Raw genomic sequence first — 26,835 nt, forward strand, 5'->3', positions numbered from 1 at the left:
GCTGCACGCTGTACCAAGAACTCGAATCAAGCAAGGGCTGTCACAAGCAGCCATCCATACCCCCCAAGCAAACTCTTTCGGAGCAGGCATGAGCACTCAATCGCACATCAAGGTTCCCGCTGGTGGTCAGAAGATCGTCCCCGGCCAGGCCATTCCCGATCAACCCATCATCCCTTTCATCGAAGGTGACGGCATCGGTATCGACATCACCCCGGTGATGAAGAAGGTGGTGGATGCTGCCGTGGCCAAGGCCTATGGCGGCAAGAAGCAGATACACTGGATGGAAATCTACGCCGGTGAGAAGTCGACCAAGGTCTATGGCTCCGACGTTTGGTTGCCGGAAGAGACCATGGCCGCACTGAAGGACTATGTGATCTCCATCAAGGGCCCGATGACCACTCCGGTGGGTGGCGGCATCCGCTCGCTGAACGTGGCGCTGCGCCAGGAGCTGGACCTCTACACCTGTCTGCGTCCGGTTCGTTACTTCACTGGCGTGCCGTCGCCGCTGAAGCGTCCTGACCTGACCGACATGGTGATCTTCCGCGAGAACACCGAAGACATCTACGCTGGTATCGAATGGGCGTCGGAATCCGAAGGCGCCAAGAAGGTGATCGGCTTCCTGCAGAACGAGATGGGCGTGAAGAAGATCCGCTTCCCGGCCACCTCCGGTATCGGCATCAAGCCGGTTTCGAAGGAAGGTACCGAGCGCCTGGTGCGCAAGGCCATCCAGTACGCCATCGACAACGGCCGCAAGAGCGTGACCATTGTGCACAAGGGCAACATCATGAAGTTCACCGAAGGTGGCTTCCGTGATTGGGCCTATGCCCTGGCCAAGAACGAGTTCGGCGGCGTCGAGATTGACGGCGGCCCGTGGCTCAAGCTGCCTGGCGGCATCGTGATCAAGGATGTGATCGCTGATGCCTTCTTGCAGCAGATTCTGCTGCGTCCGGCTGAATACGATGTGGTGGCTACCCTGAACCTGAACGGCGATTACATCTCCGACGCCCTGGCGGCCCAGGTCGGCGGTATCGGTATCGCTCCAGGCGCCAACCTGAGCGACGATGTGGCCATGTTCGAAGCCACCCACGGCACAGCCCCCAAGTATGCCGGCCAGGACAAGGTGAACCCCGGTTCGCTGATACTCTCGGCTGAAATGATGCTGCGCCATATGGGCTGGACCGAAGCGGCCGACCTCATCATCAGCTCCATGGAAAAGGCCATCGGCGACAAGCAGGTCACTTATGACTTTGCCCGCCTGATGGATGGCGCTACCGAAGTCAGCTGTTCGGCCTTTGGCGATGCCATGATTGCCCGCATGTAATTGCGCGCAAGCCTGCCGTTCGTCGGCAAAGCAGAACCCCGCTTCGGCGGGGTTTTGTTTTTCAGCCAGGGCGGGCTTGTGTGTTTGCCGCTGCAGGCGGCCTTCTAGGGGCTGAAGGCGGCTCTGGCTACTTTGCTTGCCAGGCGCGCCTGGCGTGGCGCCAGGCGCCATTAAAGCGCCGTTGCCGGTGGGTGCTGGCCGGGGCGGCGCATCGGGCAGCGACTGGTTTGCGTGACGACCATGGTATTGCCCAGCAGGGGCGGTCAAATCGGGCCGAATTCGGCGATCTGGTCGATGTGCAGACAGGTAATTTTGTTACAAATGCAGGGCTAGCACATCTGCTAGTGATTGCCCGGAAGATTGTGGCAACAAAAAACCCCGCCGAGGCGGGGTTTTCTGACGCTTGCATGAAACTTCGGAACGCTTAGGCGTTCTGAATGTTCGACGCTTGCTTGCCCTTGGGGCCTTGGGTCACTTCGAAAGAGACCTTTTGGCCTTCCTTCAGGGTCTTGAAGCCATTCATGTTGATCGCCGAGAAGTGGGCGAACAGGTCTTCACCACCATCATCGGGGGTGATAAAACCAAAACCCTTGGCGTCGTTAAACCATTTGACGGTACCAGTTGCCATTGTGCTAATTCCTCAATTGCGGGTGCGAAGATAAAAGCGGCGAGCCGCTTGGGTGTTGTTATGGTTCAAGGCTCGCAAGACTGGCACTTCTATGTACTACGCAATCGCGTACAGCCGACAGCCGGTACTAGCTTCCAACTTGAATCCAAACGTTTGCCTTGTACCCCCCGCCGAATATGGCCGTCAAGCACCCTATGCGTGCCACTTGGCGGGTTGTAGGGGAAATACATCACAAATACACCACTTGAAATGCTGGCGGCACGGGCCAAAATTAGGTAACAGTAGCAACTGCTCTTCTCACACAACTTGATCATGGCCATAAAGCACAACGACGGCGTTGAACTCGCCAAGTCACCCACCCGAGTCAAACCACCGTCGATGTACAAGGTGCTGCTGCTCAACGACGACTTCACACCCATGGAATTCGTGGTGGTGGTACTGCAGCAGTTTTTTGCCATGGATCATGAACGGGCCAACCGTGTGATGCTCCAAGTACATACGGAGGGCAAAGGTGTTTGCGGGTTGTATCCCAAGGATGTGGCGGCGACCAAGGTCGCGCAGGTAATGGATTTTTCACGGCGGCATCAGCACCCGCTACAGTGCGTCATGGAGGAAAACTGATGATTGCCCAGGAACTCGAAGTAAGCCTGCATACGGCTTTTGTGGAGGCGCGTCAGAAACGCCACGAATACATCACGGTGGAACACCTCCTGTTGGCCATGCTCGACAACCAGAGCGCGGCGGAAGTGCTGCGCGCCTGCGGCGCCAAGATCGACCAGTTGCGCCGCGAACTGACCGACTTCGTGGCCGAACACACGCCCATGGTGGCCGGTACCGGCGAGGTGGAAACCCAGCCCACCATCGGTTTCCAGCGCGTGATACAGCGTGCCATCCTGCATGTGCAGTCGTCCGGCAAGAAGGAAGTGACGGGCGCCAACGTGCTGGTTGCCATCTTCGGCGAAAAGGATTCGCATGCCGTTTACTTCCTGCATCAGCAGGGAATCACTCGGCTGGATGTGGTCAATTTCATCTCTCACGGCATCAGCAAGGTGGCACCACAATCGGGCGGCCAGGCGGCGCCCAAGGGCGGTGAGGCGGAGCACGAGAGCGAAGCGGAAACCCAGAACCATGGGGCGCTGGAGAGCTTTACCCTGAACCTGAACCAGGCCGCCAGCCAGGGCCGTATCGACCCCTTGATCGGGCGCGATGCCGAGATCGAACGGGTGATACAGGTGCTGTGCCGCCGGCGCAAGAACAACCCCCTGCTGGTGGGCGAGGCTGGCGTGGGCAAGACGGCCATTGCCGAGGGCCTGGCCAAGCGCATCGTCGACGGCGAAGTGCCTGACATACTGGTGGATGCCACGGTCTACGCCCTGGACATGGGCGCTTTGCTGGCGGGCACCAAGTACCGTGGTGATTTCGAGCAGCGCCTCAAGGCGGTGATCAAGCAGTTGGGCGAGGATCGCAATGGCATCCTGTTCATAGACGAGATCCATACCGTGGTGGGGGCGGGCGCGGCTTCTGGTGGTACGCTGGATGCCTCCAACCTGCTCAAGCCGGCGCTGAGCAATGGTGCGCTCAAGTGCATAGGCGCCACCACCTATACCGAGTTCCGCGGCATATTCGAGAAGGACAATGCGCTCAGCCGTCGCTTCCAGAAGATAGACGTGAGCGAGCCCACCATCGAGCAGACGGTGGAGATACTGAAGGGGCTCAAGAGCCGCTTCGAGGAGCACCATGGCGTCAAGTACACGGCGGCGGCGCTGGCCACGGCGGCTGAGCTGTCGGCCAAGTACATCAACGACCGCCATCTGCCCGACAAGGCCATCGATGTGATAGACGAGGCTGGCGCGGCGCAGAAGATACTGCCCAAGTCGCGCCAGAAGAAGACCATAGGCAAGGGTGAGGTCGAGGAGATCGTGGCCAAGATCGCCCGCATTCCGCCCAAGAATGTGTCCAGCGACGACCGCAACGCGCTCAAGACCCTGGATCGCGATCTAAAGAACGTGGTGTTTGGTCAGGAGAAGGCCATTGATGCGCTGGCGGCTTCGATCAAGATGGCCCGTGCAGGCCTGGGTAATCCGCAAAAGCCCATCGGCTCCTTCCTGTTCTCCGGCCCGACCGGGGTTGGCAAGACCGAGGTGGCGCGGCAACTGGCCTATACCCTGGGTATCGAGCTGATCCGCTTTGATATGTCGGAATACATGGAACGCCATGCGGTCAGCCGGCTGATAGGCGCGCCGCCCGGCTATGTGGGGTTCGATCAGGGCGGGCTACTGACCGAGGCCATCACCAAGCATCCTTATGCGGTGCTGCTACTGGATGAGATCGAGAAAGCCCATCCGGACATCTTCAACGTGCTGCTGCAGGTGATGGACCACGGTACGCTGACCGACAACAACGGCCGCAAGGCGGATTTCCGCAATGTGATCATCGTCATGACCACCAATGCGGGGGCCGAATCCTTGAACAAGGCCAGCATAGGCTTCACCAACAGCAAGGCGGTGGGTGACGAGTTGGCCGAGATCAAGCGGCTGTTTACGCCGGAGTTCCGCAATCGGCTGGATGCCACCATCAGCTTCGCCCCGCTGACGCAGGAGATCATCTTGCAGGTGGTGGACAAGTTCCTCATGCAGCTGGAGAGCCAGTTGCACGAGAAGAAGGTGGAGGCCCACTTCAGCGAGGCGCTCAAGGCCTATCTGGCACGCAAGGGTTTCGACCCCCTGATGGGTGCCAGACCGATGTCGCGCCTGATTCAGGACACCATACGCAAGGCGCTGGCAGACGAGTTGTTGTTTGGCAGGCTGGCCGGTGGTGGCGAGGTGACCATCGATGTCGATGAGGCGGATGTAGTCAGGCTGGATATCAAGGAAGTGGCTGCCGAGCCGGCCTGAGCTGTTTGCAGGTAAAGCGACGCCCCGCATTGCGGGGCGTTTTTATTGATGCTGGGTCAGGCTTGACGGTGTATGGCCAGGGGGCCGGGGGCCTGGCAGGTGGGCATCATCTCGATGACGTTGATGTTGACGTGGGGGGGCAGGCTGGCCAGCCACTCCACCGTGGCAGCGATATCGTCCGGCAGTAGCGGCTGGGTGCCCTGGTAGACACTGGCGGCCTTGGCATCATCGCCCTTGAATCGCACATTGGAGAATTCGCTGCCGCCGGCCAGGCCGGGTTCTATGCTGCTGACCCTGACGCCGGTACCGAGCAGGTCGGCCTTGAGGTTGAGGCTGAACTGGTGCACGAAGGCCTTGGTGGCGCCATAGACATTTCCGCCAGGGTAGGCGTAATCGCCGGCAATGGAGCCGATGTTGATGATCAGGCCGCGGTTGCGGGCCACCATGCCAGGCAGGACGGCGTGGGTGACGGCTGCCAGGCCCAGGCAGTTGGTGTCTATCATGGTCTGCCAGTCGTCCAGGCTGGCGCCTTGGGCCGGTGCCAGGCCCAGGGCCAGGCCGGCGTTGTTGACCAGCAGGTCGATGGCGGCCCAGTCGCCGGGTAGCGCGGTGAGCGCAGCGCGTATGGCCTGGCGATCGCTGACATCCAGCGGCAGTGCCAGCACCTGACCGGGATGTTGGTCGGCCAGCGCGGCCAGCTTGTCTTGTCGGCGGGCGGCGGCGATCACGCGGTAGCCGCGTGCCAGCAGGCGCTGGGCGGTGGCCAGGCCAAAGCCGCTGCTTGCTCCGGTGACGAGGGCGATAGGTTGGGTCATGGTGGGTATCCTGGCGTCGGTTAGGGATGGGCCGTTTGTGGCCAAGCGCCTGTTCAAAGATCTTTTGCCTGCAGGCCGGCGTGAGGCGAAAAGGCTTTAATGGGGTGCTAAGTCAGCAGGTGCTCCAGGGTGCGGCGATAGATGGCCGACAGCCTGGGTAGATCGGCTACGGCCACGCATTCGTTGAGCTTGTGTATGGTGGCATTGAGCGGGCCGAACTCCACTACCTGGGGGCAGATGGCGGCGATAAAGCGACCGTCGGAGGTGCCGCCGCTGGTGGACAGCTCGGCCAGTTGGCCCGTCTCGGCTTGTATGGCGGTCTGCAGCGCCTGTGACAAGGCGCCTGGCTCGGTCAGGAAGGGGCGGCCGCTCAAGGTCCAGGCGATGGCGTAATCCAGGCCGTGCCGATCCAGTATGGCGTCTACCTTGTCGCGCAGGCTCTCGGCCGTGCTGGCGGTGCTGTAGCGGAAGTTGAACTGCACCACCAGCTCGCCTGGGATGACATTCGTGGCGCCGGTGCCGGCGTGGATATTGGATATCTGCCAGGTGGTGGGGGGGAAGTAGGCGTTGCCTTCATCCCACACTGTGGCAGCCAGCTCGGCCAGTGCGGGGGCGGCTTCGTGTACCGGATTGCGGGCCAAGTGGGGGTAGGCAATGTGACCCTGTACCCCGTGGATGGTGAGCTTGCCCGAGAGCGAGCCGCGCCGGCCATTCTTGATGGTGTCGCCGAAGACTTGGGCCGAGGTGGGTTCGCCAACGATGCAGTAGTCCAGGGTCTCTCCCCTTGTCGCCAAGGCTTCTACCACCCTGACCGTGCCATCCAGCGCCGGACCTTCTTCGTCTGAAGTGATCAGGAAGCCGATGGAGCCGGCGGGCTCCGGATGCTGGCCGAGAAAATCTTCCACCGCCGTGATGAAGGCCGCTAGCGAGGCCTTCATGTCGGCGGCGCCTCGGCCGTAAAGCTGGCCGTCCCGGATTTCCGGCGCAAACGGCTGGCTATGCCATTGATCGCGCGGGCCTGTGGGTACCACGTCGGTGTGGCCGGCAAAGCACAACAGCGGTGCTGCCGTGCCGCGCCGTGCCCAGAAATTGTCTACTTCGCCATGGCGCATGCGCTCTATGGCGAAGCCCAGGGCAGCCAACCGCGCTATCAGTAGGTCCTGGCAGCCGGCATCGGTGGGGGTGATGGAGTCCAGGCCCACCAGTTGCTGGGTCAGTAGCAGGGTAGGGTCGGTCATGGAGGGTGTGGGCCTAAGTTGCGAACAGCCGGGCGTATTGGTCGGGTTTGAAGCCTACAGTCAGTTGATCGCCATGCTCAAGCACCGGCCGCTTGATGACCGAGGGCTGTTCCAGCATAAGGGCGATGGCGCTGGCGGCATCCACCACCTGGGCCTGGCGGGTCGGGTCCAGCTTGCGCCAGGTAGTGCCCTGCTTGTTGACCAGCGGCTCCCAGCCGAGCTTGGCGATCCAGCCCGCCAGTTGGGCGGCATCCACTCCTTGCTTCTTGAAATCGTGGAAGTCATGTGCCTGGCCGTGTTCATTGAGCCAGCTACGGGCTTTCTTGACTGTGTCGCAGTTGGTTATGCCGTGCAGTTTCATCATGTATCGGGATGGCGGTTGGCGCCGGGCAGCTTGCCCGGCTGGGTTGGGTCCGGCCGGGACAGGCCTGGCGGCTCAGTGCAGGTCGATATCGAAGCTGATTTCGGGCTCGGCCGGTGCGGCGCGGGCTGCATCGGACTGCGCTCGCTTCTGGCTGCGCTCGGCGTCTTTTTCTTCCTGCGACTGGGCGTTGTTGATCAGCCAGGCCAGGTTGGTGGCCGAGTCGGCATTGCTCATGGCTTCGTCGTAGGTGATCTCGCCTTCGCGATAGAGCTTGTACAGGGCCTGCTCAAACGTCTGGGAGCCCTGGTAGAGGCTTTGCTCCATGGCTTCCTTCATCTGATCGATCTCGCCGTTCTTGATCAGCTCGGCAATACGGCTGGAGTTGACCATGACTTCCACTGCCGGGGTCAGCTGGCCCTGCTTGTTCTTGACCAGACGCTGCGAGATGACCGCCTTGAGCGCGACGCTCAAGTCCATCAGCAGGCTCTCGCGAGCTTCATGCGGGAAGAAGTTGATGATGCGGTTCATCGAGTGGTAGCTGTTGTTGGCGTGCAGCGTACTGATGATCAGGTGGCCTGCCTGGGCATAGGTCAGGGCATGCTGCATGGTCATCTTGTCGCGTATCTCGCCTATCATCATGACGTCAGGCGCTTCCCGCATGGCGTTCTTGAGCGCATCAGAGAAGCTGTGGGTGTCTATGCCCACTTCACGCTGGCTGACGATGCTCTTGCGATGGGGGTAGATGTACTCGATCGGGTCTTCGATGGTGAGTATATGGCCCGGCGAGGTGGTGTTGCGGTGCTCCAGCATGGCGGTAATGGTGGACGTCTTGCCCGAGCCGGTGGAGCCGACCACGAAGATCAGGCCCCGCTTCTCCATGATCAGCTGCTTCAGTGCGTCGGGCAGGCGCAGGTCATCGATGGTGGGGGAGATCGCCTTGATATAGCGGACCACGATGCCGACATTGCCGCGCTGGCGAAAGATGTTGATACGGAAGTTGCCTATGCCCTCGATGGGGTGGCCGAAGTTCATTTCCCATTCCGATTCGAACGTGGCCCGTTGGTCCTCGGTCATCAGCTCGTAGGCCAGGGTCTGCACATGGGCGGACTCCAGTACCTGCTTGTTTACCGGGTAGAGCACGCCCTGGATCTTGACCTGCACCGGGCTGCCTGCGGTAACGAACAGGTCGCTGGCCTTTTTCTCGGCCATCATCTTGAAGAAGGGGAGCAGGTTCATGAGTGTCTTTGCATGAGCGGATTTATGCCATCAGTTTAGCACGGCAAAAAAGGCAAACCCGCCATAGAGCGGGTTTGCCTTGGGTTTGCCGGTAGGTGGCGGGGCTTACTTGGCCTTGGCCAGCTCTTCGTCACGCAGGGCGCGGCGCAGAATCTTGCCCACGTTGGTCTTGGGCAACTCGGTGCGGAATTCGACGTACTTGGGCACCTTGTAGCCTGTCATATTCTTCTTGCAGTGCTCGATGACGGCGGTGTCGGTCAGCGAGGCATCCTTCTTCACCACGAATATCTTCACCACTTCACCGGACTTGTCGTCAGGTATGCCGATACAGGCCACTTCCAGCACGCCGGGGTGCATGGCGACCACGTCTTCCACTTCATTGGGGTAGACGTTGAAGCCCGACACCAGAACCATGTCCTTCTTGCGATCGACCAGTTTGACGAAGCCATCGGGATGCACGATGGCCATGTCACCGGTCGCCAGCCAGCCATCTGCATCGATGACCTTGGCGGTTTCCTCTGGGCGGTTCCAGTAGCCCTTCATGACCTGCGGGCCTTTGATCCAGAGCTCGCCAGCTTCTTCGAAGCCCAGTTCCTTGCCGTCGGCATCGCGCACCTGGATGTCGGTGGACGGCACTGGCAGGCCGATCGCGCCGTTGTAGGTCTTGAGGTTCATGGGGTTGATGCAGGCGGCCGGCGAGGTCTCGGTGAGGCCGTAGGCCTCGATCAGCGGTACGCCGGTCATTTCCTTCCAGTGCTCGGCCACGGCTTTCTGTACGGCCATGCCGCCACCCAGCGCCAGTTTCCAGGTGCGGAAATTGACGTTCTTGAAATCGGGATTGTTGGTCAGGGCATTGAACAGGGTGTTGACGCCCGTCATGCAGGTGATGGGAAACTTGTTCAGCTCCTCCACAAAGGCCGGGATGTCGCGCGGATTGGTGATCAGCACGTTCATGCCACCTATCTTGGAGAACACCATGCAGTTCGCTGTCAGCGAGAAGATATGGTACAGCGGCAGGGCGCAGACGATTACTTCCTTGCCTTCTTCCACCAGTGGCCTGAGCCAGGCGTGGGCCTGCTGCATGTTGGCGATGATGTTGCGGTGGGTCAGCATGGCACCCTTGGAGACCCCGGTGGTGCCGCCTGTGTACTGCAGGAAGGCAATGTCGTCGTGGCCGACGGGAACCTTCTTCAGCTCGTGGCGGCGGCCGATGGCCAGGGCGCCATTGAAGGAGACAGCCTGCGGCAGATTGTAGGCCGGCACCATCTTCTTCACGTGCTTGAGCAGGAAGCTGATGATGGAGCCCTTGAAGCCCAGCATGTCGCCCATTTCGGTGACGATGACGTTCTTCACCGGGGTCTTGCCTATGACTTCGGCCAGCACATGGGCGAAGTTGGCAACGATGATGATGGTGGTGGCGCCGGAATCCTTGAGCTGGTGTTCCAGTTCACGGGGGGTGTAGAGCGGATTGACGTTGACAACGGTGAGGCCGGCGCGCAACACGCCGAACACGCAGACAGGGTATTGCAGCAGGTTGGGCATCATGACCGCGACGCGTTCGCCCTTGCCCAGCTTCAGTTCATGCTGCAGGTAGGCGCCCAGATCGCGCGAGGCGGCTTCCACCTCGCCATAGTTCATGGTGCGGCTGGCGAACTTGATCGAGTTGGCGAAGGCTGGCCGGTCAGCGAATTTCTTGGCGCTTTTCTCGAAGACCTCGCCCGCCGACTGGAATTCGTTGACGTCGATTTCGGCGGGAACGCCGGACTGATACTGGTTCAACCAGATTTTTTCCATCTCTGCTGTCTCCGTGTCTGCTGGTCTTTGTGCTGCCCGTCGGGGCAGGGGTGGTATCAATTATTACTGGCTGACCCTTGCGGCATGAGGCTTGCAAGCCTGTGCTGCAAGCCGTGTCACAAGGCTCAACCGCATCCTTGCACCACCGGCTGGCACTGTACCGGAATAGCCAAAGTTGCGCCAAGTGCCAACCAAGCACATGCTCAGTCAATACAACAGCTGTATTAGTAATGCTATTGGGGTTCCGTTTCCGCCGCTAAGTCGCTAAAATAGCGGGGATTTCAATTCTTTGTGTATCTGAAGTGGGCTCGAGGGCCCATTTTTCATTTCTGCGGCGCGCTATGGACATGCAACGTTTGTTGGACACCACGCTACCTGGCCTGGGTTATGAGCTGGTTGATCTGGAGATCGGCCGGGATGGCTTGGTACGGGTGTTTATCGACAGCCCGACGGGCATCACGCTGGATGACTGTGTGAAGGTGAGCAATCATCTCTCCCACTTGTTCACCGTGGAGAACGTGCCCTATGAGCGCCTGGAGATTTCCTCGCCGGGCCTCGATCGCCCTCTGAAGAAGGAGGCGGACTTTGTCCGTTTCGCGGGGCAACAGGTGAAGATCAAGTTGCGCGTGCCGCTGGAAGGTGGCCGCAAGATGCTGCAAGGCGAATTGAAAGGCATCTCCGATGGCAAGGTGGAGGTGCTGCTGGCCCCTGACCAGTTGGTGGCGGTGCCCCTGGCGCAGATCGACCGGGCGCGTTTGGTGCCGGTGTTCTGAGTATCTGTTCGATAGAGCGGATGCTGTGCGGGATTGGGGTTTTTAGAGATTGGGGCCTGTGCCCGAAGCGATACGGTTGGAGGTATTCGAGAAATGAGTCGTGAAATCCTGTTGCTGGTCGATGCCTTGGCGCGCGAGAAGAACGTAGCGCAAGACATCGTGTTCAGCGCGCTGGAAATGGCGCTGGCCTCGGCCACCAAGAAGCGGTATGTCGATGATGTGGATGTACGCGTGGCGATAGATCGCGTGTCTGGTGATTATGAAAGCTTCCGTCGCTGGGAAGTGGTCGAGGACAACGACCACGAAGAACCCTCGCGTCAGTTTGCGATCACCGACGTGAAGGAAAAAGGCTTGGCGCTGACGATAGGCGACTTCTACGAGGAGCCGCTGGAGCCCATCGAATTCGGCCGTATCGGCGCCCAGACTGCCAAGCAGGTGATCCTGCAGAAGATCCGCGATGCCGAGCGCGAGCAGATCCTCAATGACTTCCTGGATCGCAAGGAACACCTGGTAACCGGCACCATCAAGCGCATCGAGCGTGGCAATGCCATTGTCGAAGTGGGCAAGCTGGAAGCCAAGTTGCCGCGTGAGCACATGATCCCCAAGGAAAACCTGCGGGTCGGTGACCGAGTCCGTGCCTATCTGGTCAAGATCGACCGCGATGGCCGTGGCGCGCAACTGATACTGAGCCGTACGGTGCCTGAGTTCATCGCCAAGCTGTTTGAGCTGGAGGTGCCGGAAATCGAGGAAGGCCTGATCGAGATCCGTGGTGCTGCCCGTGATCCGGGTGCGCGCGCCAAGATCGCCGTCAAGTCCAACGATCCACGGGTAGACCCGCAAGGCACCTGTATTGGCATGCGCGGTTCGCGCGTGCAGGCAGTGACCGGTGAGCTGGCTGGTGAGCGCGTGGACATCGTGCTGTGGTCTGCCGATCCGGCGCAGTTCGTGCTGGGCGCCCTGGCGCCGGCCGAAGTGCAGAAGATCATGGTGGACGAGGAAAGCCACAGCATGGACGTGGCTGTGGACGAGGAAAATCTTGCCATGGCCATCGGCCGCGGCGGTCAGAACGTGCGCCTTGCCGCCGAGCTGACGGGCTGGAACCTCAACATCATGACGCTGGAGCAGGTTGAGCAGAAGCACGAGGTGGAATACGCCAAGGTGCGCGAACTGTTCATGGCTGCCCTGGATGTGGATGAAGAAGTGGCCGAGATCCTGGTGCAGGAAGGATTCGGCAGCCTGGAAGAAGTTGCGTATGTGCCCATCGACGAGATGCTGGATATCGACGGCTTTGACGAAAACCTGGTGAACGAGCTGCGTAGCCGCGCTCGTGATGCCCTCTTGACCCAGGCGATTGCCAAGGAAGAACAGGTCGAGAACAGCGTTGAAGAGTTGCAGCACCTGGAGGGCATGACCCCCGATATCGCTCGCGCGCTGGCCAGCAATGGCATAGCTACCCGCGACGACTTGGCCGAGCTGGCCGTGGACGAGCTGGTCGAGATGACCAGCATGGACGCTGAAGCCGCCAAGCAATTGATTATGACCGCCCGCGCCCACTGGTTTGAGCAAAACCAGGCGTTCGAGCAGCAGTAAGCCGGACACGGCAAGGAGACGGGAGCCAGAATGAGTCAAATGAACGTTAGCCAATTTGCGGCCGATCTTAGGATGCCGCCGCAGCATCTGTTAGACCAACTACGCGCAGCCGGCGTGGACAAGGCCGGTGTCGATGACGCCTTGACCGAACAGGACAAGACCAAGCTGCTGGCCTATCTGCGCAGCGTGCATGGTTCGGCCATGGACAAGCCCAAGGTCACCCTGGCGCGCAAGCAGACCAGCGAGATCAAGAAGTCCGATGCCACGGGCAAGGCCCGTACCATCCAGGTGGAAGTGAAGAAGAAGCGCGTGTTGCTGACGCCTGAGGCTGCGGCGAGTGCCCAGCACGAGGCTGATGCCCATGTGGCGGAGCCGGTGATCGAAGCGGCCGTGGTGGCTGAGCCGGTTGCTGCGGCGGAAACCGTTGTGGTGGCCGAGGCTGTCGTGGAGACCGCACCGGTTGTTGAAGCTGCACCCGTGATCGAGGCGGCGCCTGAAGTGGTGCCCGAGCCGGTGGTGGAAGCCCCGGTTGCCGTGGTGGCAGAGCCGAAGGTGGAAGCCAAGCCCAAGCAAGACAAGCCCAAGGCCGAAGAGAAGGCCAAGCCTGAGCCCAAGGTGGAGCCGATAGCGGCCCCCGTGGTTGAGGCTGCGGCGCCTGCACCGGCTGCTGCGCCGCTGTCGCGCGCCGATGTGCTGGGCCAAGCTGAGCTGGATGCCCGTGAAGTTCAGGCTGCCCGCCAGCGTGCCCTGTTCGAGCGCCAGGCTGCTGATATCAAGGCCAAGCAGGATCGCGAAGCTGCACGTAAGGCTGCGCAGGAAGCAGCTGCCAAGGCAGCGGCCGAGGCTGCCGCTGCACCCAAGAAACCCGCCAATACCGAACATACCCTGCACCGCGCTCCCAGCAAGCCGGGCGAGGTCAAGAAGGATGCCAAGCCGGCTGCTGCCGACGTGAAGAAGGCAGCCGCACCCGCCAAGGATGGCTGGGGCGATGGCGCCAAGCGCCGTGGTGGCCTCAAGACCCGTGGCGGCGATACCGGCACTGGTGGCTGGAAGAGTGGGAAGAAGGGAGGCCGTGGCAAGGGCGGTGGTGCTGACGATAACAACGCCCACGGATTCCAGGCCCCCACTGAGCCTATCTCGCGCGAAGTCGATGTGCCGGAAACCATCTCGGTGGCCGATCTGGCCCACAAGATGGCGGTCAAGGCTGCGGAAGTGATCAAGGTGCTCATGAAGATGGGCATGATGGTGACCATCAACCAGGTGTTGGACCAGGAAACGGCCATGATCGTGGTCGAGGAAATGGGCCATCAGGCTGTTGCCGCACGCCTGGATGATCCGGAAACCTATCTGGATGGCAGCGAGAAGCAGGAGCATGAGCTGCTGCCGCGCGCCCCGGTAGTGACCGTGATGGGTCACGTCGACCACGGCAAGACCTCGCTGCTGGATTACATCCGTCGCGCCAAGGTGGCGGCGGGCGAAGCCGGCGGGATTACCCAGCATATCGGTGCCTACCACGTGGAAACCGAGAAGGGCATGATTACCTTCCTCGATACCCCAGGCCACGAAGCGTTTACCGCCATGCGTGCCCGTGGTGCCAGCGCGACCGATATCGTGGTGCTGGTGGTGGCTGCCGATGACGGCGTGATGCCCCAGACTATTGAAGCCATCCACCACGCCAAGGCTGCCAAGGTGCCTATCGTGGTAGCGGTGAACAAGATCGACAAGCAGGGCGCCAATATCGAGCGCATCCGCCAGGAACTGGTGGCCCACGAGGTGGTGCCCGAGGATTGGGGTGGTGATACCCAGTTCATCGAGGTGTCGGCCAAGATGGGTACCAATATCGACGGTCTGCTGGATGCCATCCTGCTGCAAGCCGAAGTGCTGGAACTGACCGCACCGGTGGATGCGCCGGCCAAGGGCCTGATCATCGAAGCCCGCCTGGACAAGGGCCGTGGCCCGGTCTCCACCATGCTGGTGCAGTCCGGTACCCTGCGCAAGGGCGACGTGGTGCTCGCCGGCGGCGTATTCGGCAAGGTTCGCGCCATGCTCGATGAGAACGGCAAGAACATCAACGAAGCTGGTCCTTCCATTCCGGTCGAGATACTCGGTCTGTCGGAAGTGCCGAATGCCGGTGAAGACGCCATGGTGCTGTCGGACGAGCGCAAGGCGCGTGAAATCGCCCTGTTCCGTCAAGGCAAGTTCCGTGATGTGAAGCTGGCCAAGCAACAGGCCGCTAAGCTGGAGAACATGATGGCAGCGATGGCCGATGGCGAGGTGCAGAACCTCCCCATCATCATCAAGGCCGACGTGCAAGGCTCCTTCGAGGCGCTGTCGCAAAGCCTGCAGAAGCTGTCCACCAACGAAGTGCGCGTCAACATACTGCACTCGGGCGTGGGTGGCATCACCGAGTCCGACGTTAACCTGGCGCTGGCCTCCAAGGCTGTCATCATCGGCTTCAACGTGCGTGCCGATGCCATGGCCCGCCGTCTGGCCGAGAACGAAGGCGTGGATGTGCGCTACTACAACATCATCTACGACGCTGTGGATGAGGTGAAGGCTGCGCTGTCGGGCATGCTGGCGCCGGAGAAGAAGGAACAGATCATTGGTTCGGTCGAGATCCGTCAGGTCTTCACCGTGTCCAAGGTTGGCTCCATCGCCGGCTGTCTGGTGCACGAAGGCGTGGTCAAGCGCGGTGCTGGCGTACGCCTGCTGCGTAACCACGTGGTCATCCACCAGGGCGAGCTGGAAAGCCTCAAGCGCTTCAAGGACGACGCCAAGGAAGTCAAGGCGGGCTTTGAGTGCGGTCTGCAACTGAAGAACTACAATGACATCCAGGAAGGCGACATGCTGGAAGTCTTCGAGATCATCGAAGTTGCCCGTACCCTGTAAGCCGTAGTGGGCAGGGCGTGCGGTGCGCCGGCCCTGCTGCATCGACAGGCGCGAAGCCCGACTGGGCTTGGCGCCTGTTGTACTTTAAGAATTCAACATGGCGTGGGGGCTGCAACCTGGTTCTCACGCCCGAGGCCATACATCATGCCTAAAGACTTTACCCGCTCTGATCGAGTGGCCCAGCAGATGCAGCGGGAGCTGGCAGAGCTGATCCGCCTAGAGCTGAAAGACCCGCGTATCGGTTTTGTCACGCTGACCGGTGTGGAAGTGACCCGTGACATGAGCCATGCCAAGGTGTTCTACACCCTGATGAAGGGCGATGAGCTGGAGTCGCAGTACACCCTGAACCGCTCGGCAGGCTGGCTGCGCAGCGAGCTGTCCAAGCGCATCAAGCTGTTCAAGATGCCCGAACTGCACTTTGAATACGATCGCTCGGTCGAATATGGCATGTCGCTGGACAAGCTGATAGACCAAGCCATGCAGACCACCGGGCCGGCTGACGATGAAGCAGACGCAGATAAAAAGGATTAAGCGACCGGTGCACGGCGTGCTGTTGCTTGACAAGCCCTATGGGGCGTCCAGCAACCAGGCCCTGCAGAAGTGTCGCTGGCTGCTGCAGGCGGAGAAGGGCGGCCATACCGGAGTGCTCGACCCCTTGGCTACCGGCCTGCTGCCACTGTGTTTTGGCGATGCCACCAAGTTTGCCCAGCGCATGCTGGATGCCGACAAGCGCTATGTCGCCACGCTCAAGCTGGGGGTGACCACCACCACGGGCGATGCCGAAGGCGAGGTGCTGGATACCCGGCCGGTACAGTGCGACCGGATGGCGGTGGATGCTGCGGTGGCTCGCTTTGTCGGCGAGATAGAGCAGGTGCCCCCGATGTACTCGGCCCTCAAGCATGAGGGCAAGCCCCTTTACGAATATGCGCGGGCAGGCATCACGCTGGAGCGGGAGGCGCGCCGCATCACCATCTACGGCATCGACGTGCTGCATTTTGCGGGAGACGAGTTGGTGCTGGATGTGCGCTGCAGCAAGGGGACCTATATCCGTACCCTGGCAGAGGACATTGCTGCGCTGCTGGGTTGCGGCGCCCACCTGATTGGCCTGCGACGCACCCAGACGGCGGGTTTTAAGCTGGAGGATGCGATTACGGTTGAGCAGTTCGAGGCCCTGGCGCTGGATCAGCGCGATGCTTTGCTGCTGCCGGCCGATAGCCTGCTGGCGGATTTGCCTGCCGTGACGCTGGATGCCGCCCAGACCGATAAGCTAACCCACGGATTGTCCGTGCGTTTTCCGTCAGATGGTGGGATAATCGTCGGCTTGCGCGTTTATGGCGACACCGGTGCTGGGCAGCCGACCTTTCTTGGGCTGGCTGAATTGACCGACCAGGTGCTGTCTCCGCGCAGATTGCTGTCTACTGTGGTTCACAGTTGATGGCGGCCAGGAAGCCAGGAGGGGTTGGCGGCATAGCCGACTCGCCTTGCTCGTCTGCACCGCTGAACGGTGCTTTTTAGTATGTGGAGTTACACAAAATGGCAGTGACCGTCGAACAAAAAGCCGAGATCGTCAAGCAATACCAACGTGCCCAGGGCGACACCGGTTCCCCCGAAGTGCAGGTTGCCCTGCTGACGGCTCGTATCAACGACCTGACCGGCCACTTCAAGGCTAACGCCAAGGATCACCACAGCCGTCGTGGTCTGCTGAAGATGGTTAACCAGCGTCGCAAGTTGCTGGCCTATTACAAGCGCACCAACCTGGATGGCTACCGCGAGTTGATCGCCAAGCTGGGTCTGCGTAAGTAAGCGTTTCAAGAAAAGCCGCTGCTAACTGCAGCGGCTTTTTGCATTTCAGGACCGGGCACTGCTGCGATGCGCCACAGGGCGCATGGCAGGAGTCTCTGCTCCGTATTCTGTTGGGCGTGAAGTGGTTCCGGCCACGCCCTGCGGCAAGCAAGTTGGCTGGAACCCCGGCGTCGGTTTATGCAATCACCGAATTCAGCGCGTCGGCGGATATGGGTCATGGTCGCTGGACATGACCAGTCGAAAAGGACGAAAAGCGTGTTCAATCGCATCTCCAAATCGTTTGCCTACGGCAAGCACACTGTTACTCTCGCAACTGGCGAGATTGCCCGTCAGGCCTCCGGCGCCGTGATGGTTTCCATGGACGATACCGTGGTGCTGGTCACCGTGGTGGGTGCCAAGAATGTCAAACCCGGCCAGGATTTCTTCCCCCTGACCGTGGATTACCAGGAACGTACTTACGCCGCCGGCAAGATCCCCGGCGGCTTCTTCAAGCGTGAAGGTCGCCCTTCGGAAAAGGAAATCCTCACATCTCGCCTGATCGATCGTCCCATCCGTCCGCTGTTCCCGGAAGCCTTCTACAACGAGATCCAGATCGTCGCCACGGTGATGTCGGTGGATCCCGAGATCGATCCGGACATCCCTGCGTTGATCGGCGCATCGGCAGCCCTCGCCATCTCCGGCCTGCCGTTCCAGGGCCCTATCGGTGCCGCCCGCGTGGGTTACGCCAATGGCCAGTACCTGCTGAACCCCACCAAGGCCGAACTGGCTGAATCGCAGCTGGACCTGGTGGTGGCGGGTACCGCCCAGGCCGTGCTGATGGTGGAATCCGAAGCACAGGAACTGTCCGAGGCCATCATGCTGGGTGCCGTGGTGTTCGGCCACGAGCAGATGCAGGCTGCCATCAACGCCATTAATGCGCTGGCTGATGAAGTGAACCCGGAAGTCTGGGACTGGCAAGAGCCTGCGGTCGATGAGGCCTTGGTGGCCCAGGTCGCCGCCCTGTCCGACGAAGGCCTCAAGCTGGCTTTCCGTATTCCGCAAAAGCAGCTGCGCGTGGCGCAGATCAACGACACCTGGGCCAAGGTCAAGGCAGCGCTGATCGACGAGAACACCGACACCCTGCGTGCCAACCAGATCAAGGATATCTTCCACGGCCTGGAAGCCAAGATCGTCCGTAACCAGATACTGGACGGCTACCCCCGTATCGATGGTCGCGACACCCGTACCGTGCGTCCCATCGAGATTCGCACCGGCGTGCTGCCGCGTACCCACGGCTCGGCGCTGTTCACCCGTGGTGAAACCCAGGGCATCGTGGTTGCCACCCTGGGCACCAAGCTGGATGAGCAGAAGATCGATGCGCTGATGGGTGAATACACCGACCGCTTCATGCTGCATTACAACTTCCCTCCCTATTCGACCGGTGAGACCGGCCGTGTCGGTACGCCCAAGCGCCGCGAAATCGGCCATGGGCGCCTGGCCAAGCGCGCGCTGATCGCCGTGCTGCCGAAGAAGGAAGATTTCAGCTACTCCATGCGCGTGGTGTCGGAAATCACCGAGTCCAACGGTTCGTCCTCCATGGCTTCGGTCTGTGGCGGCAGCCTGGCGCTGATGGATGCGGGTGTGCCCCTGAAGTCGCACGTGGCTGGTATTGCCATGGGCCTGATCAAGGAAGGCAACCGTTTCGCCGTGCTGTCCGACATCCTGGGTGACGAAGATCACCTGGGCGATATGGACTTCAAGGTGGCCGGTACCGAACTGGGCGTGACCGCCCTGCAGATGGATATCAAGATCAACGGCATCACCAAGGAAATCATGCGGGTGGCGCTGGATCAGGCACAGGAAGGCCGCCTGCATATCCTCGGCATCATGAAGGGTTCGCTGGATCACGCCCGTGAGGAAGTGTCGCAGCACGCGCCGCGCCTCTACACCATGAAGATCAATCCGGAGAAGATCCGTGACGTGATCGGCAAGGGTGGTGCCGTGATCCGTGCCCTGACCGAGGAAACCGGCACCCAGATCGATATCCAGGATGATGGCACCATCACCATCGCATCGGTTTCCAGCGACGGTGCCGATGAGGCCAAGCGCCGTATCGCCGAAATCACCGCTGAAATCGAGATCGGCAAGATCTACGAAGGCCCGGTGATCAAGATTCTGGACAAGAACGTCGGCGCTATCGTGCAGATCATGCCGGGTCGTGACGGCCTGGTGCATGTGAGCCAGATTGCCAACGAACGCGTAAATAATGTGGCCGACTACCTGAAGGAAGGTCAGATTGTTCGCGTCAAGGCGCTGGAGCAGGATGAGAAGGGCCGCGTGCGCCTCAGCATCAAGGCAGCGCTGGCTGATGAAGCCGCACCTGCAGCACCCGCCGAAGCCTGATAGTCAGGTTGAAAGTAGAAAAAGCCCGGTTTTTACCGGGCTTTTTTTCATGGTGGTTTTGCTTCTGTCGGTCGGGTGACAGATACTGCAGAATCGGCCTTGTCTGCCGCGCGGTGCCGTGCGCCCACCATCAGGAGGGGTGCGCTAGCTGCTGCAAGTACGGAGATTCGATTGGATACAGCAGTCTCGACTAGCAATGTGCCAGCCACCTCACCCTGGTTGCGCATCAAGCATTGGCTGACCCACCTTAGCCTGCGGCAGGTATTCGTGCTGGTTGTCGCCGTGGGGCTGCTGGCGCCTGGCGTTATCTTCACCCTGTTGATGCTGGAGTGGCGGCGTCACGAGCTGACCTTGCAGTTCCGGGCCGAGCAGGAGCGGGTGCTGGAGACCCTGGCGCTGGGTTTGCGCCAGCCCTTGTGGGATCTTTCCCTCAATGCCGGCCAGCCCTTGGTGGACACCGCCATGAAGGACGCCCGCATCGTATCGGTACAGGTGGATGGCACCTTCCCTGGCGAGCCCTTTATTGCGGTCAACCTGCCTGAGCGCCGGCAAGGTGTGGTGACCCACCTCTCCCGCCCTGTGCACTTTGGCGACCAGGTCATAGGCAAGGTCACCATTACCTTTGATGACGGCGATCTGCGCCGCCGGCTGGCCGCCCAGGGACGGGAATACGTGCTGCTGATCGGGGTAATGCTGGTCGTCAGTCTGCTGCTTATCCTGCTGCTGCTGGATTCACGTTTTCTGGTGCCACTGCGGCGCTTGTCGGAGCAGGCGCGGGCGTTGACCAACCATGAGGCGCCACCGGGCACCGTCTGGACTCGTGAGGACGAGATAGGCGATCTGGGCCGGCAGCTGGAGTGGGCCAGGGGAGAGCTGCACCGCCTGTTTGGCGAACTGAACGACAAGAACGAGGCACTGGAGCAGGATATCGTGGAGCGGGTGCAGACCGAGGAGGCCTTGCGGGCTTCCGAAGCCAAGTACCGCGAACTGTTTATTTCCAACCTCGATGGCATCTGCGTGGTGGACATGGATGGCCGGGTGCAGGATGCCAATCCGGCCATGCTGGCGCTGCTGGGCGTACCCAGCGCGGCCCTGGTGGGCCGGCCCATGGGCCAGTTCGTGGCGGAGGATTGGCGCAGCTACGATGACCATATGATGCAGCACCGGGTGCTGGTGGATGGTCATTGCAACGAATATGAGATCGAGTTGTACCGTCCCAGCGCCGGCTTGTTGCCGGTGAGCGCCAAGGGGGTGCTGATGCGTGACGTGGATGGCCGTGCCATAGGCATCTGGCGCATCCTGCGCGACCTGACCGAGCGCAAGGCGGCAGCCCAGCGCATGGAGCTGGCGGCCAAGGTGTTCGACAACACGGCCGAAGCCATCATGGTGATTGCGCCGGACAACCGTATTACTTCGGTCAACCGTGCCTTTACCGATATCCTCGGCTACCACGCCGATGAAATCGTCGGCCAGCCCAGTAGCGTATTGCGTGATCCTTCGGTAGAAACCAGGGTGTACGAGGAAATCAACGCGAACTACACCAATGGCGGCGCTTGGCAGGGCGAAGTGCCATTCCGGCGCAAGTCCGGCGGGGTGTTTACGGCCTGGGCCCAGATCAATGTGGTGCGCGATGTGACGGGCCGCATTGGCGATGTGGTGCTGCTGATACGGGATATCAGCGATGCCAAGGCGGCCCAGGAGCGCATTCTGCATCTGGCGCGCTTCGATGCGTTGACTGTTTTGCCTAACCGGGCGTATTTCCGCGAACTGGCTGAGGAGGCCATCGCCGAGGCACATCGGCATGGCGTGCACCGTGCCCTGCTGTTTGTGGATCTGGATCACTTCAAGACCATCAACGATTCGTTAGGCCATGATGTGGGCGACCAATTGCTCAAGGAAGTGGCCAGCCGCCTTAACGATGCCCTGCGTGCCGGCGATGCGGTGGGCCGGCTGGGGGGGGACGAGTTCGTTATCCTGCTGCGCAATCTGGACAGCGGCGAGGATGCCAGCTATGTGGCCAGCCGGGTGCTGGAACGGCTGGCGCGTCCCTTTGTTGTGGATGAGCATGAGCTGGTGGTGACGCCTTCGCTGGGGATAGCGCTCTACCCCGAGGATGGCGAGGACTACGACACCCTGGTGCGCAATGCCGATGCGGCCATGTACCACGCCAAGGAGCATGGTCGTAACACTTTCCGCTTCTATACCGCCGATATGAATGCCAGAGCGCGCGAGATACTGGCCGTGGAGAATCAGCTTCGCCGTGCACTGGAGCGCGACGAGTTCGTGCTGCATTACCAACCTCAGGTGGCCATGAGCAGCGGGGCCATTGTGGGCGTCGAGGCGCTGATACGCTGGCGCCATCCGGAGCGTGGCCTGATCGGACCCATGCAGTTCATTCCCATCGCGGAGGAGCGCGGACTCATAGGCGATATAGGCGAGTGGGTGCTGCGTGAAGCCTGCAGGCAGAATCGTGCCTGGCAGGATGAGGGCCTGCCCCCCATCGAGGTGGCGGTCAACCTCTCCGCCATGCAGTTCTACCGCCGCGACCTGGCTGAGGATATCACTGGCATACTGAAGGAGACGGGGCTGGATGCCCGCTGGCTGGCGCTGGAGGTAACGGAGAGCGTGATCGTGCAGGATGTGGAATCCACCATCGCCACCCTGGCCGCGCTGAAGGCCATGGGGCTCAAACTGGCCATCGATGATTTCGGCACCGGTTATTCCTCGCTCAGCTATCTCAAGCGCTTCAAGGTCGACAAGCTCAAGGTGGATCGTTCCTTTGTGATGGATATCCCGGGCGATGCGGACGACAGCGCCATCACCCGCGCCGTGGTCAACCTGGCGCGTAATCTTGGCCTACAGGTCATTGCTGAGGGGGTGGAGACGCCGGAGCAATGGTCTTTCCTCAAGCAGGAGGGCTGTGATGAGGTGCAGGGTTACCTGGTCAGCCCACCATTGCCTGCCATCGACCTGGCCAATCGGCTGGCGCGAGGGGCTTGGACCTTGCAGGGCTGAGCGCCGCGGGCACGCGGTAAGGGTGAAGGCTGGCGATGTACTGGTTGGTGACAGCAAAAAGCGCCTTGCGGCGCTTTTTGTTGGCTGTGTGCAATGCTCAGGCGGGTTCTTGCAACTGTTGCAGGATGGCTGGGTTCTCCAAAGTGGAGGTGTCCTGGGTGATGGCTTCACCGCGGGCAATGGCACGTAGCAGCCGCCGCATGATCTTGCCAGAACGCGTCTTGGGCAGATTGTCGCCAAAGCGGATATCGTCTGGCTGGGCGATTTTGCCGATTTCGTGCGCTACCCAGTTCTTCAGCTGCTCAACCATTTTTTTGGCGTCTTCGCCGGTAGGGCGTGCACCCTTAAGCACCACGAATGCCACCACGGCCTCGCCCTTGATCTCGTGAGGTTTGCCCACCACGGCGGCCTCGGCCACCAGCGGGTTGGCCACCAGCGCTGATTCAATTTCCATGGTGCCCAAGCGGTGGCCGGAGACATTCAGCACATCATCTATGCGGCCCATGATCCAGACGTAGCCATGCTCATCCCGGTGGGCCGAGTCGCCGGCCAGGTAGTACTGGCCGTTGAACTCCTCGGGGAAATAGGTCTTCTTGAATCGTTCAGGGTCGCCCCAGATGGTGCGCACCAGGCTGGGAAAGGGTTTCTTGATGACCAGCATGCCGCCCTTGCCGGCTTCGACCGGTGCGCCGGATTCATCGACGATATCGGCGATGATGCCGGGCAAAGGCAGGGTGCAAGAGCCCGGCTTGGTCGCCACGGCACCGGGCAGCGGGGCTATCATTACCGAGCCGGTCTCGGTCTGCCACCAGGTATCAACTATGGGGCAGCGCCCGCCGCCGACGGCCTCGTGATACCAGATCCAGGCCTCGGGATTGATGGGCTCGCCCACCGTACCCAGCAGGCGCAGGCTGGAGAGATCGTGTTGCTGCGGGAAATCCGCGCCCAGTTTGATCAGTGAGCGTATGGCAGTCGGGGCGGTATAGAAGATGCTGACCTTGTGCTTCTCTATCATCTGCCAAAAGCGATGGGCGTCGGGGTAGGTGGGCACACCCTCGAAGATCACCTGAGTGGCCGCCATGCCCAGCGGGCCGTAGCAGACATAGCTGTGGCCGGTGATCCAGCCTACGTCGGCCGTACACCAGAACACATCATTGGGCTTGGCATCGAATACCCAGCGGAAGGAATTCATGGCCCCCAAGAGGTAGCCTGCGCTGGAGTGCTGGATACCCTTGGGCTTGCCGGTGGAGCCCGAGGTGTAGAGGATGAACAGTGGGTCTTCCGCATTCATCCATTCTGGCTCGCATTGCTCGGCCTGGCCTTCGGTCAGCTTGTGCCACCAGATATCGCGGCCATCGGCCCATACGGTCGCACCATTGTTGCTACGCTGGTAGACCACCACATGGCGGACGGATTCGCAACCCCCCAGGCTGATGGCCTCGTCGATCACTGCCTTGAGTGCCACGGCCTTGCCGCCGCGCATGCCTTCGTTGGCCGTGATGACGGCAACAGCGCCGGCGTCCTGTATGCGCTCTTGTACCGATTTGGCCGAGAAGCCGCCAAATACCACGGAATGGATGGCGCCGATGCGGGCGCATGCCTGCATGGCCACCACTGCTTCTATGCTCATGGGCATGTAGATGACGACCCGCTCGCCCTTCTTTATGCCCAGTGTCTTGAGCCCGTTGGCGAACTGGCATACCCGCCTGTGCAGCTCGGCATAGGTGACGCGGGTGACGGCACCATCGTCGGCCTCGAAGATGATGGCGATCTTGTTGGCGTTCTGGGCCAGGTGCCTATCGAGGCAGTTGTAGCTGACATTGAGCACGCCGTCGTCGAACCACTTGAAGAACGGTGCATTGCTATCGTCCAGTACCCGGCTGAACGGTTTTTTCCAGCTGATCAGCTCGCGGGCGATATCCCCCCAGTAGGACAGGTAGTGGTCGTCCGCCTGTTCACACAGGGCGTTGTAGGCATCCATGCCGGGTATGGTGGCACGGTGCCGAAACTCGTCCGACGGTGGGAAAAGGCGCGTTTCCTTGAGTATGGAATCGAGCGTGGACATTGAGGGGCTCCTTTGTTTTTGAGTTTTTGCTGTGACGCTGTTGGCGCTTGCTTCGCTTGGGCAAGGCAAGGGGCAACAGAACCAGAGACCAGACTATTCTGGGCTTGTGCCGGAGAAAACGAAACCATAGCTTGATCTGTCCTGCGGCAGGGTGGCTCCGTTCAGGGGCGCCACCCTGCCAAGGCTCAGGCTCAGTCGTTGGCGTAGATATCCCTGTCCTTGGTTTCTGGTGCGAACAGGCAACCAATGACGAAGGTCATCAGGGCAAACAGGATGGGATACCACAAGCCGTAGTAGATATCGCCGGTGGCTGCCACCATGGCAAAGGCCACGGTAGGCAGGAAGCCGCCAAACCAGCCATTACCGATATGGTAGGGCAGGGACATCGAGGTGTAGCGTATCTTGGTCGGAAACAGCTCGACCAACCAGGCCGCGATGGGGCCATACACCATGGTCACGAAGATCACCAGGATGGTGAGCAGCGTCACCACCATGGGGGTGTTCATGCTGGCCGGGTCGGCCTTGGCGGGATAGCCGGCGGTGGTCAGGGCGCCGCCCAGCGATTTGTTGAAACCATCGGCCTGGGCCTTGAAGGCATCCTTGTCCAGGTTTTCGCCTTCAAAGCTGGTAATGACGGTTTCGCCCACGCTGACAGTTGCCAGGGTGCCTGCAGGCGCGGCCACGTTCTCGTAGGGTATGCCCTTCTTGGCCAATGCCGACTTGATGATGTCGCAGGACTGCTTGAAGGTCGCCTTGCCTATGGGATCGAACTGGAAGGCGCACTTGGCCGGGTCTGCCACGACCTTGACCGGTGCGCGGGCGATGGCAGACTCCAGCGCCGGGTTGGCGTTGTGGGTCAGCGCCTTGAAGATGGGGAAGTAGCTGATGGCGGCAATCAGGCAGCCGGCCATGATGATCTTCTTGCGGCCTATCTTGTCGGACAGGGCGCCAAAAATCACAAAAAACGGCGTGGCAATGGCCAGCGAGACGGCGATCAGCAGGTCGGCCCTGTCCGCTTCCACTCCCAGGGTCTTGGTGAGAAAGAACAATGCGTAGAACTGTCCGGTGTACCACACCACCGCCTGGCCGGCGGTGCCGCCGAACAGCGAGAGCAGCACGATCTTGAGGTTGGGCCAGCGGCCGAACGACTCAGTCAGCGGTGCCTTGGAGTGCTTGCCTTCCTCCTTCATCTTCTTGAAGGCGGGCGACTCGTGCAACTGCATGCGGATATAGACCGATACAGCCAGCATCACGATGGAGACCAGGAAGGGAATGCGCCAGCCCCATTCCTGGAAGGCTTCGGTACCCAGCGCATTGCGGCAGAGCCAGATCACCAGCAGCGACAGGAACAGGCCCAGGGTCGCGGTAGTCTGGATGAAGCTGGTGTAGAGGCCGCGTTTGCCATGAGGTGCATGTTCGGCCACATAGGTGGCTGCACCGCCATACTCACCACCCAGTGCCAGCCCTTGCAGCAGCCGCAGCGTGATCAGCAGTATGGGTGCCGCAATGCCTATGGTGCCATAGCTGGGCAGGATGCCGACGATGGCAGTGGACAGGCCCATGATCAGGATGGTGACAAGGAAGGTGTACTTGCGGCCTATCATGTCGCCCAGGCGACCAAACACGATGGCACCGAAAGGCCGTACTGCAAAGCCGGCGGCAAAGGCCATCAAGGCAAAGATAAAGGCGGTGGTGTCGTTGACGCCGGCAAAGAAGTGCTTGGCGATGATGGCGGCCAGCGAGCCGTACAGGTAGAAGTCATACCACTCGAAAACCGTGCCCAGCGAAGAGGCGAAAATCACTTTCCGTTCTTCTCGGGTCATTGGCCTGGGCTCGGCATGCACGCCGGGCGCCGCGTTGGCGATATCTGTCATTGCAATGTCTCCATCTTCTCTGGCGGGCTTACGCCCATCAAGGTTGCGGCCTCTGGTGGGCCATGGTGATCACGCTGCGGGCAGGCCCGGCCGGTGTCGTGGCGCAAAACTACGCCTGCTTGCCAATACCCATCCAATCGCAAATTCGGATACG

Annotated in this window: 19 protein-coding genes; 11 read left to right on the forward strand and 8 right to left on the reverse strand. The window is 60.8% G+C overall.

Annotated elements, in window-relative coordinates; translation table 11 throughout:
- Positions 1 to 88: 88 nt before the first annotated feature.
- Positions 89 to 1,321, forward strand: coding sequence for an NADP-dependent isocitrate dehydrogenase (icd, locus tag QQK16_RS19535; protein WP_284198173.1), 1,233 nt, complete (start codon positions 89 to 91; stop codon positions 1,319 to 1,321).
- A gap of 424 nt (positions 1,322 to 1,745) precedes the next feature.
- Here the strand turns inward: icd and QQK16_RS19540 are convergent, their stop codons facing one another.
- Positions 1,746 to 1,949, reverse strand: a complete 204-nt coding sequence (locus QQK16_RS19540; RefSeq protein WP_284198174.1) for a cold-shock protein — start codon at positions 1,947 to 1,949, stop codon at positions 1,746 to 1,748.
- A 312-nt stretch (positions 1,950 to 2,261) separates the two neighbouring features.
- Between QQK16_RS19540 and clpS the strand changes: the two genes are divergently transcribed.
- Positions 2,262 to 2,570: an ATP-dependent Clp protease adapter ClpS gene (clpS, locus tag QQK16_RS19545; RefSeq protein ID WP_284198175.1), complete on the forward strand. Its 309-nt coding sequence runs from the start codon at positions 2,262 to 2,264 to the stop codon at positions 2,568 to 2,570.
- Positions 2,570 to 4,843, forward strand: a complete 2,274-nt coding sequence (clpA, locus tag QQK16_RS19550) for an ATP-dependent Clp protease ATP-binding subunit ClpA (protein ID WP_284198176.1) — start codon at positions 2,570 to 2,572, stop codon at positions 4,841 to 4,843. The genes clpS and clpA overlap by 1 nt, the downstream gene beginning before the upstream one ends.
- Positions 4,844 to 4,899: 56 nt before the next feature.
- On the opposite strand, the gene QQK16_RS19555 is transcribed toward clpA, so the two are convergent.
- From QQK16_RS19555 to QQK16_RS19575, 5 genes are all read right to left on the reverse strand, one after another.
- Positions 4,900 to 5,658: an SDR family NAD(P)-dependent oxidoreductase gene (locus QQK16_RS19555; RefSeq protein ID WP_284198177.1), complete on the reverse strand. Its 759-nt coding sequence runs from the start codon at positions 5,656 to 5,658 to the stop codon at positions 4,900 to 4,902.
- Between the two features lie 107 nt (positions 5,659 to 5,765).
- The gene (dapE, locus tag QQK16_RS19560) at positions 5,766 to 6,896 is read right to left on the reverse strand and encodes a succinyl-diaminopimelate desuccinylase (RefSeq protein WP_284198178.1); all 1,131 of its coding nucleotides are present in this window, start codon (positions 6,894 to 6,896) and stop codon (positions 5,766 to 5,768) included.
- A 13-nt stretch (positions 6,897 to 6,909) separates the two neighbouring features.
- A complete protein-coding gene (locus tag QQK16_RS19565; protein WP_284198179.1) occupies positions 6,910 to 7,260 on the reverse strand; it encodes an ArsC family reductase in 351 nt (116 codons plus the stop codon).
- Positions 7,261 to 7,332: 72 nt separating this feature from the next.
- On the reverse strand, positions 7,333 to 8,496 hold the full coding sequence (locus tag QQK16_RS19570; protein ID WP_284198180.1) for a PilT/PilU family type 4a pilus ATPase: 1,164 nt from the start codon (positions 8,494 to 8,496) through the stop codon (positions 7,333 to 7,335).
- A gap of 105 nt (positions 8,497 to 8,601) precedes the next feature.
- The gene (locus tag QQK16_RS19575; RefSeq protein ID WP_284198181.1) at positions 8,602 to 10,290 is read right to left on the reverse strand and encodes an AMP-binding protein; all 1,689 of its coding nucleotides are present in this window, start codon (positions 10,288 to 10,290) and stop codon (positions 8,602 to 8,604) included.
- 341 nt (positions 10,291 to 10,631) lie between these two features.
- On the opposite strand from QQK16_RS19575, the gene rimP reads away from it, so the two are divergent.
- From rimP to QQK16_RS19615, 8 genes are all read left to right on the forward strand, one after another.
- Positions 10,632 to 11,063 (forward strand): ribosome maturation factor RimP, encoded by a 432-nt coding sequence (gene rimP / locus QQK16_RS19580; RefSeq protein WP_308447086.1) that lies wholly within the window; start codon positions 10,632 to 10,634, stop codon positions 11,061 to 11,063.
- A 93-nt stretch (positions 11,064 to 11,156) separates the two neighbouring features.
- A complete protein-coding gene (gene nusA, locus QQK16_RS19585; RefSeq protein ID WP_284198183.1) occupies positions 11,157 to 12,653 on the forward strand; it encodes a transcription termination factor NusA in 1,497 nt (498 codons plus the stop codon).
- Positions 12,654 to 12,683: 30 nt separating this feature from the next.
- The gene (gene infB, locus QQK16_RS19590) at positions 12,684 to 15,542 is read left to right on the forward strand and encodes a translation initiation factor IF-2 (RefSeq protein ID WP_284198184.1); all 2,859 of its coding nucleotides are present in this window, start codon (positions 12,684 to 12,686) and stop codon (positions 15,540 to 15,542) included.
- Positions 15,543 to 15,686: 144 nt separating this feature from the next.
- Positions 15,687 to 16,073 carry a 30S ribosome-binding factor RbfA gene (gene rbfA, locus QQK16_RS19595; RefSeq protein ID WP_284198185.1) on the forward strand — a complete coding sequence of 129 codons (387 nt, stop codon included), beginning with the start codon at positions 15,687 to 15,689 and terminating at the stop codon, positions 16,071 to 16,073.
- Positions 16,045 to 16,977 carry a tRNA pseudouridine(55) synthase TruB gene (gene truB, locus QQK16_RS19600; protein ID WP_284198186.1) on the forward strand — a complete coding sequence of 311 codons (933 nt, stop codon included), beginning with the start codon at positions 16,045 to 16,047 and terminating at the stop codon, positions 16,975 to 16,977. The genes rbfA and truB overlap by 29 nt, the downstream gene beginning before the upstream one ends.
- 98 nt (positions 16,978 to 17,075) lie before the next feature.
- Positions 17,076 to 17,345 carry a 30S ribosomal protein S15 gene (gene rpsO / locus QQK16_RS19605; protein WP_284198187.1) on the forward strand — a complete coding sequence of 90 codons (270 nt, stop codon included), beginning with the start codon at positions 17,076 to 17,078 and terminating at the stop codon, positions 17,343 to 17,345.
- A gap of 216 nt (positions 17,346 to 17,561) precedes the next feature.
- Complete coding sequence (gene pnp / locus QQK16_RS19610; protein ID WP_439954244.1) at positions 17,562 to 19,727, forward strand: polyribonucleotide nucleotidyltransferase; 2,166 nt, start codon at positions 17,562 to 17,564, stop codon at positions 19,725 to 19,727.
- Between the two features lie 171 nt (positions 19,728 to 19,898).
- Entirely contained in the window at positions 19,899 to 22,742 is a 2,844-nt protein-coding gene (locus QQK16_RS19615; RefSeq protein ID WP_284198189.1) for a putative bifunctional diguanylate cyclase/phosphodiesterase, read from the forward strand.
- A 97-nt stretch (positions 22,743 to 22,839) separates the two neighbouring features.
- Here QQK16_RS19615 and acs read toward each other — a convergent pair whose 3' ends face one another.
- Positions 22,840 to 24,807 (reverse strand): acetate--CoA ligase, encoded by a 1,968-nt coding sequence (gene acs / locus QQK16_RS19620; RefSeq protein ID WP_284198190.1) that lies wholly within the window; start codon positions 24,805 to 24,807, stop codon positions 22,840 to 22,842.
- A gap of 191 nt (positions 24,808 to 24,998) precedes the next feature.
- Positions 24,999 to 26,681 carry an MFS transporter gene (locus QQK16_RS19625; protein ID WP_284198191.1) on the reverse strand — a complete coding sequence of 561 codons (1,683 nt, stop codon included), beginning with the start codon at positions 26,679 to 26,681 and terminating at the stop codon, positions 24,999 to 25,001.
- Positions 26,682 to 26,835: the final 154 nt, after the last annotated feature.

It is taken from the genome of Chitinimonas prasina, assembly GCF_030160395.1.
GTDB classification, from domain to species: domain Bacteria; phylum Pseudomonadota; class Gammaproteobacteria; order Burkholderiales; family Chitinimonadaceae; genus Chitinimonas; species Chitinimonas prasina.

What these genes read in the sequence shown, in the direction of transcription:
- QQK16_RS19555 (WP_284198177.1), bottom strand. Translation starts at nt 5,658, where the DNA reads ATGACCCAACCTATCGCCCTCGTCACCGGAGCAAGCAGCGGCTTTGGC.
- nusA (WP_284198183.1), top strand. Translation starts at nt 11,157, where the DNA reads ATGAGTCGTGAAATCCTGTTGCTGGTCGATGCCTTGGCGCGCGAGAAG.
- clpA (WP_284198176.1), top strand. Translation starts at nt 2,570, where the DNA reads ATGATTGCCCAGGAACTCGAAGTAAGCCTGCATACGGCTTTTGTGGAG.
- QQK16_RS19565 (WP_284198179.1), bottom strand. Translation starts at nt 7,260, where the DNA reads ATGATGAAACTGCACGGCATAACCAACTGCGACACAGTCAAGAAAGCC.
- rpsO (WP_284198187.1), top strand. Translation starts at nt 17,076, where the DNA reads ATGGCAGTGACCGTCGAACAAAAAGCCGAGATCGTCAAGCAATACCAA.
- acs (WP_284198190.1), bottom strand. Translation starts at nt 24,807, where the DNA reads ATGTCCACGCTCGATTCCATACTCAAGGAAACGCGCCTTTTCCCACCG.
- truB (WP_284198186.1), top strand. Translation starts at nt 16,045, where the DNA reads ATGAAGCAGACGCAGATAAAAAGGATTAAGCGACCGGTGCACGGCGTG.
- rbfA (WP_284198185.1), top strand. Translation starts at nt 15,687, where the DNA reads ATGCCTAAAGACTTTACCCGCTCTGATCGAGTGGCCCAGCAGATGCAG.
- QQK16_RS19540 (WP_284198174.1), bottom strand. Translation starts at nt 1,949, where the DNA reads ATGGCAACTGGTACCGTCAAATGGTTTAACGACGCCAAGGGTTTTGGT.
- QQK16_RS19570 (WP_284198180.1), bottom strand. Translation starts at nt 8,496, where the DNA reads ATGAACCTGCTCCCCTTCTTCAAGATGATGGCCGAGAAAAAGGCCAGC.
- pnp (WP_439954244.1), top strand. Translation starts at nt 17,562, where the DNA reads ATGGTCGCTGGACATGACCAGTCGAAAAGGACGAAAAGCGTGTTCAAT.
- QQK16_RS19625 (WP_284198191.1), bottom strand. Translation starts at nt 26,681, where the DNA reads ATGACAGATATCGCCAACGCGGCGCCCGGCGTGCATGCCGAGCCCAGG.
- dapE (WP_284198178.1), bottom strand. Translation starts at nt 6,896, where the DNA reads ATGACCGACCCTACCCTGCTACTGACCCAGCAACTGGTGGGCCTGGAC.
- rimP (WP_308447086.1), top strand. Translation starts at nt 10,632, where the DNA reads ATGGACATGCAACGTTTGTTGGACACCACGCTACCTGGCCTGGGTTAT.
- QQK16_RS19575 (WP_284198181.1), bottom strand. Translation starts at nt 10,290, where the DNA reads ATGGAAAAAATCTGGTTGAACCAGTATCAGTCCGGCGTTCCCGCCGAA.
- icd (WP_284198173.1), top strand. Translation starts at nt 89, where the DNA reads ATGAGCACTCAATCGCACATCAAGGTTCCCGCTGGTGGTCAGAAGATC.
- clpS (WP_284198175.1), top strand. Translation starts at nt 2,262, where the DNA reads ATGGCCATAAAGCACAACGACGGCGTTGAACTCGCCAAGTCACCCACC.
- infB (WP_284198184.1), top strand. Translation starts at nt 12,684, where the DNA reads ATGAGTCAAATGAACGTTAGCCAATTTGCGGCCGATCTTAGGATGCCG.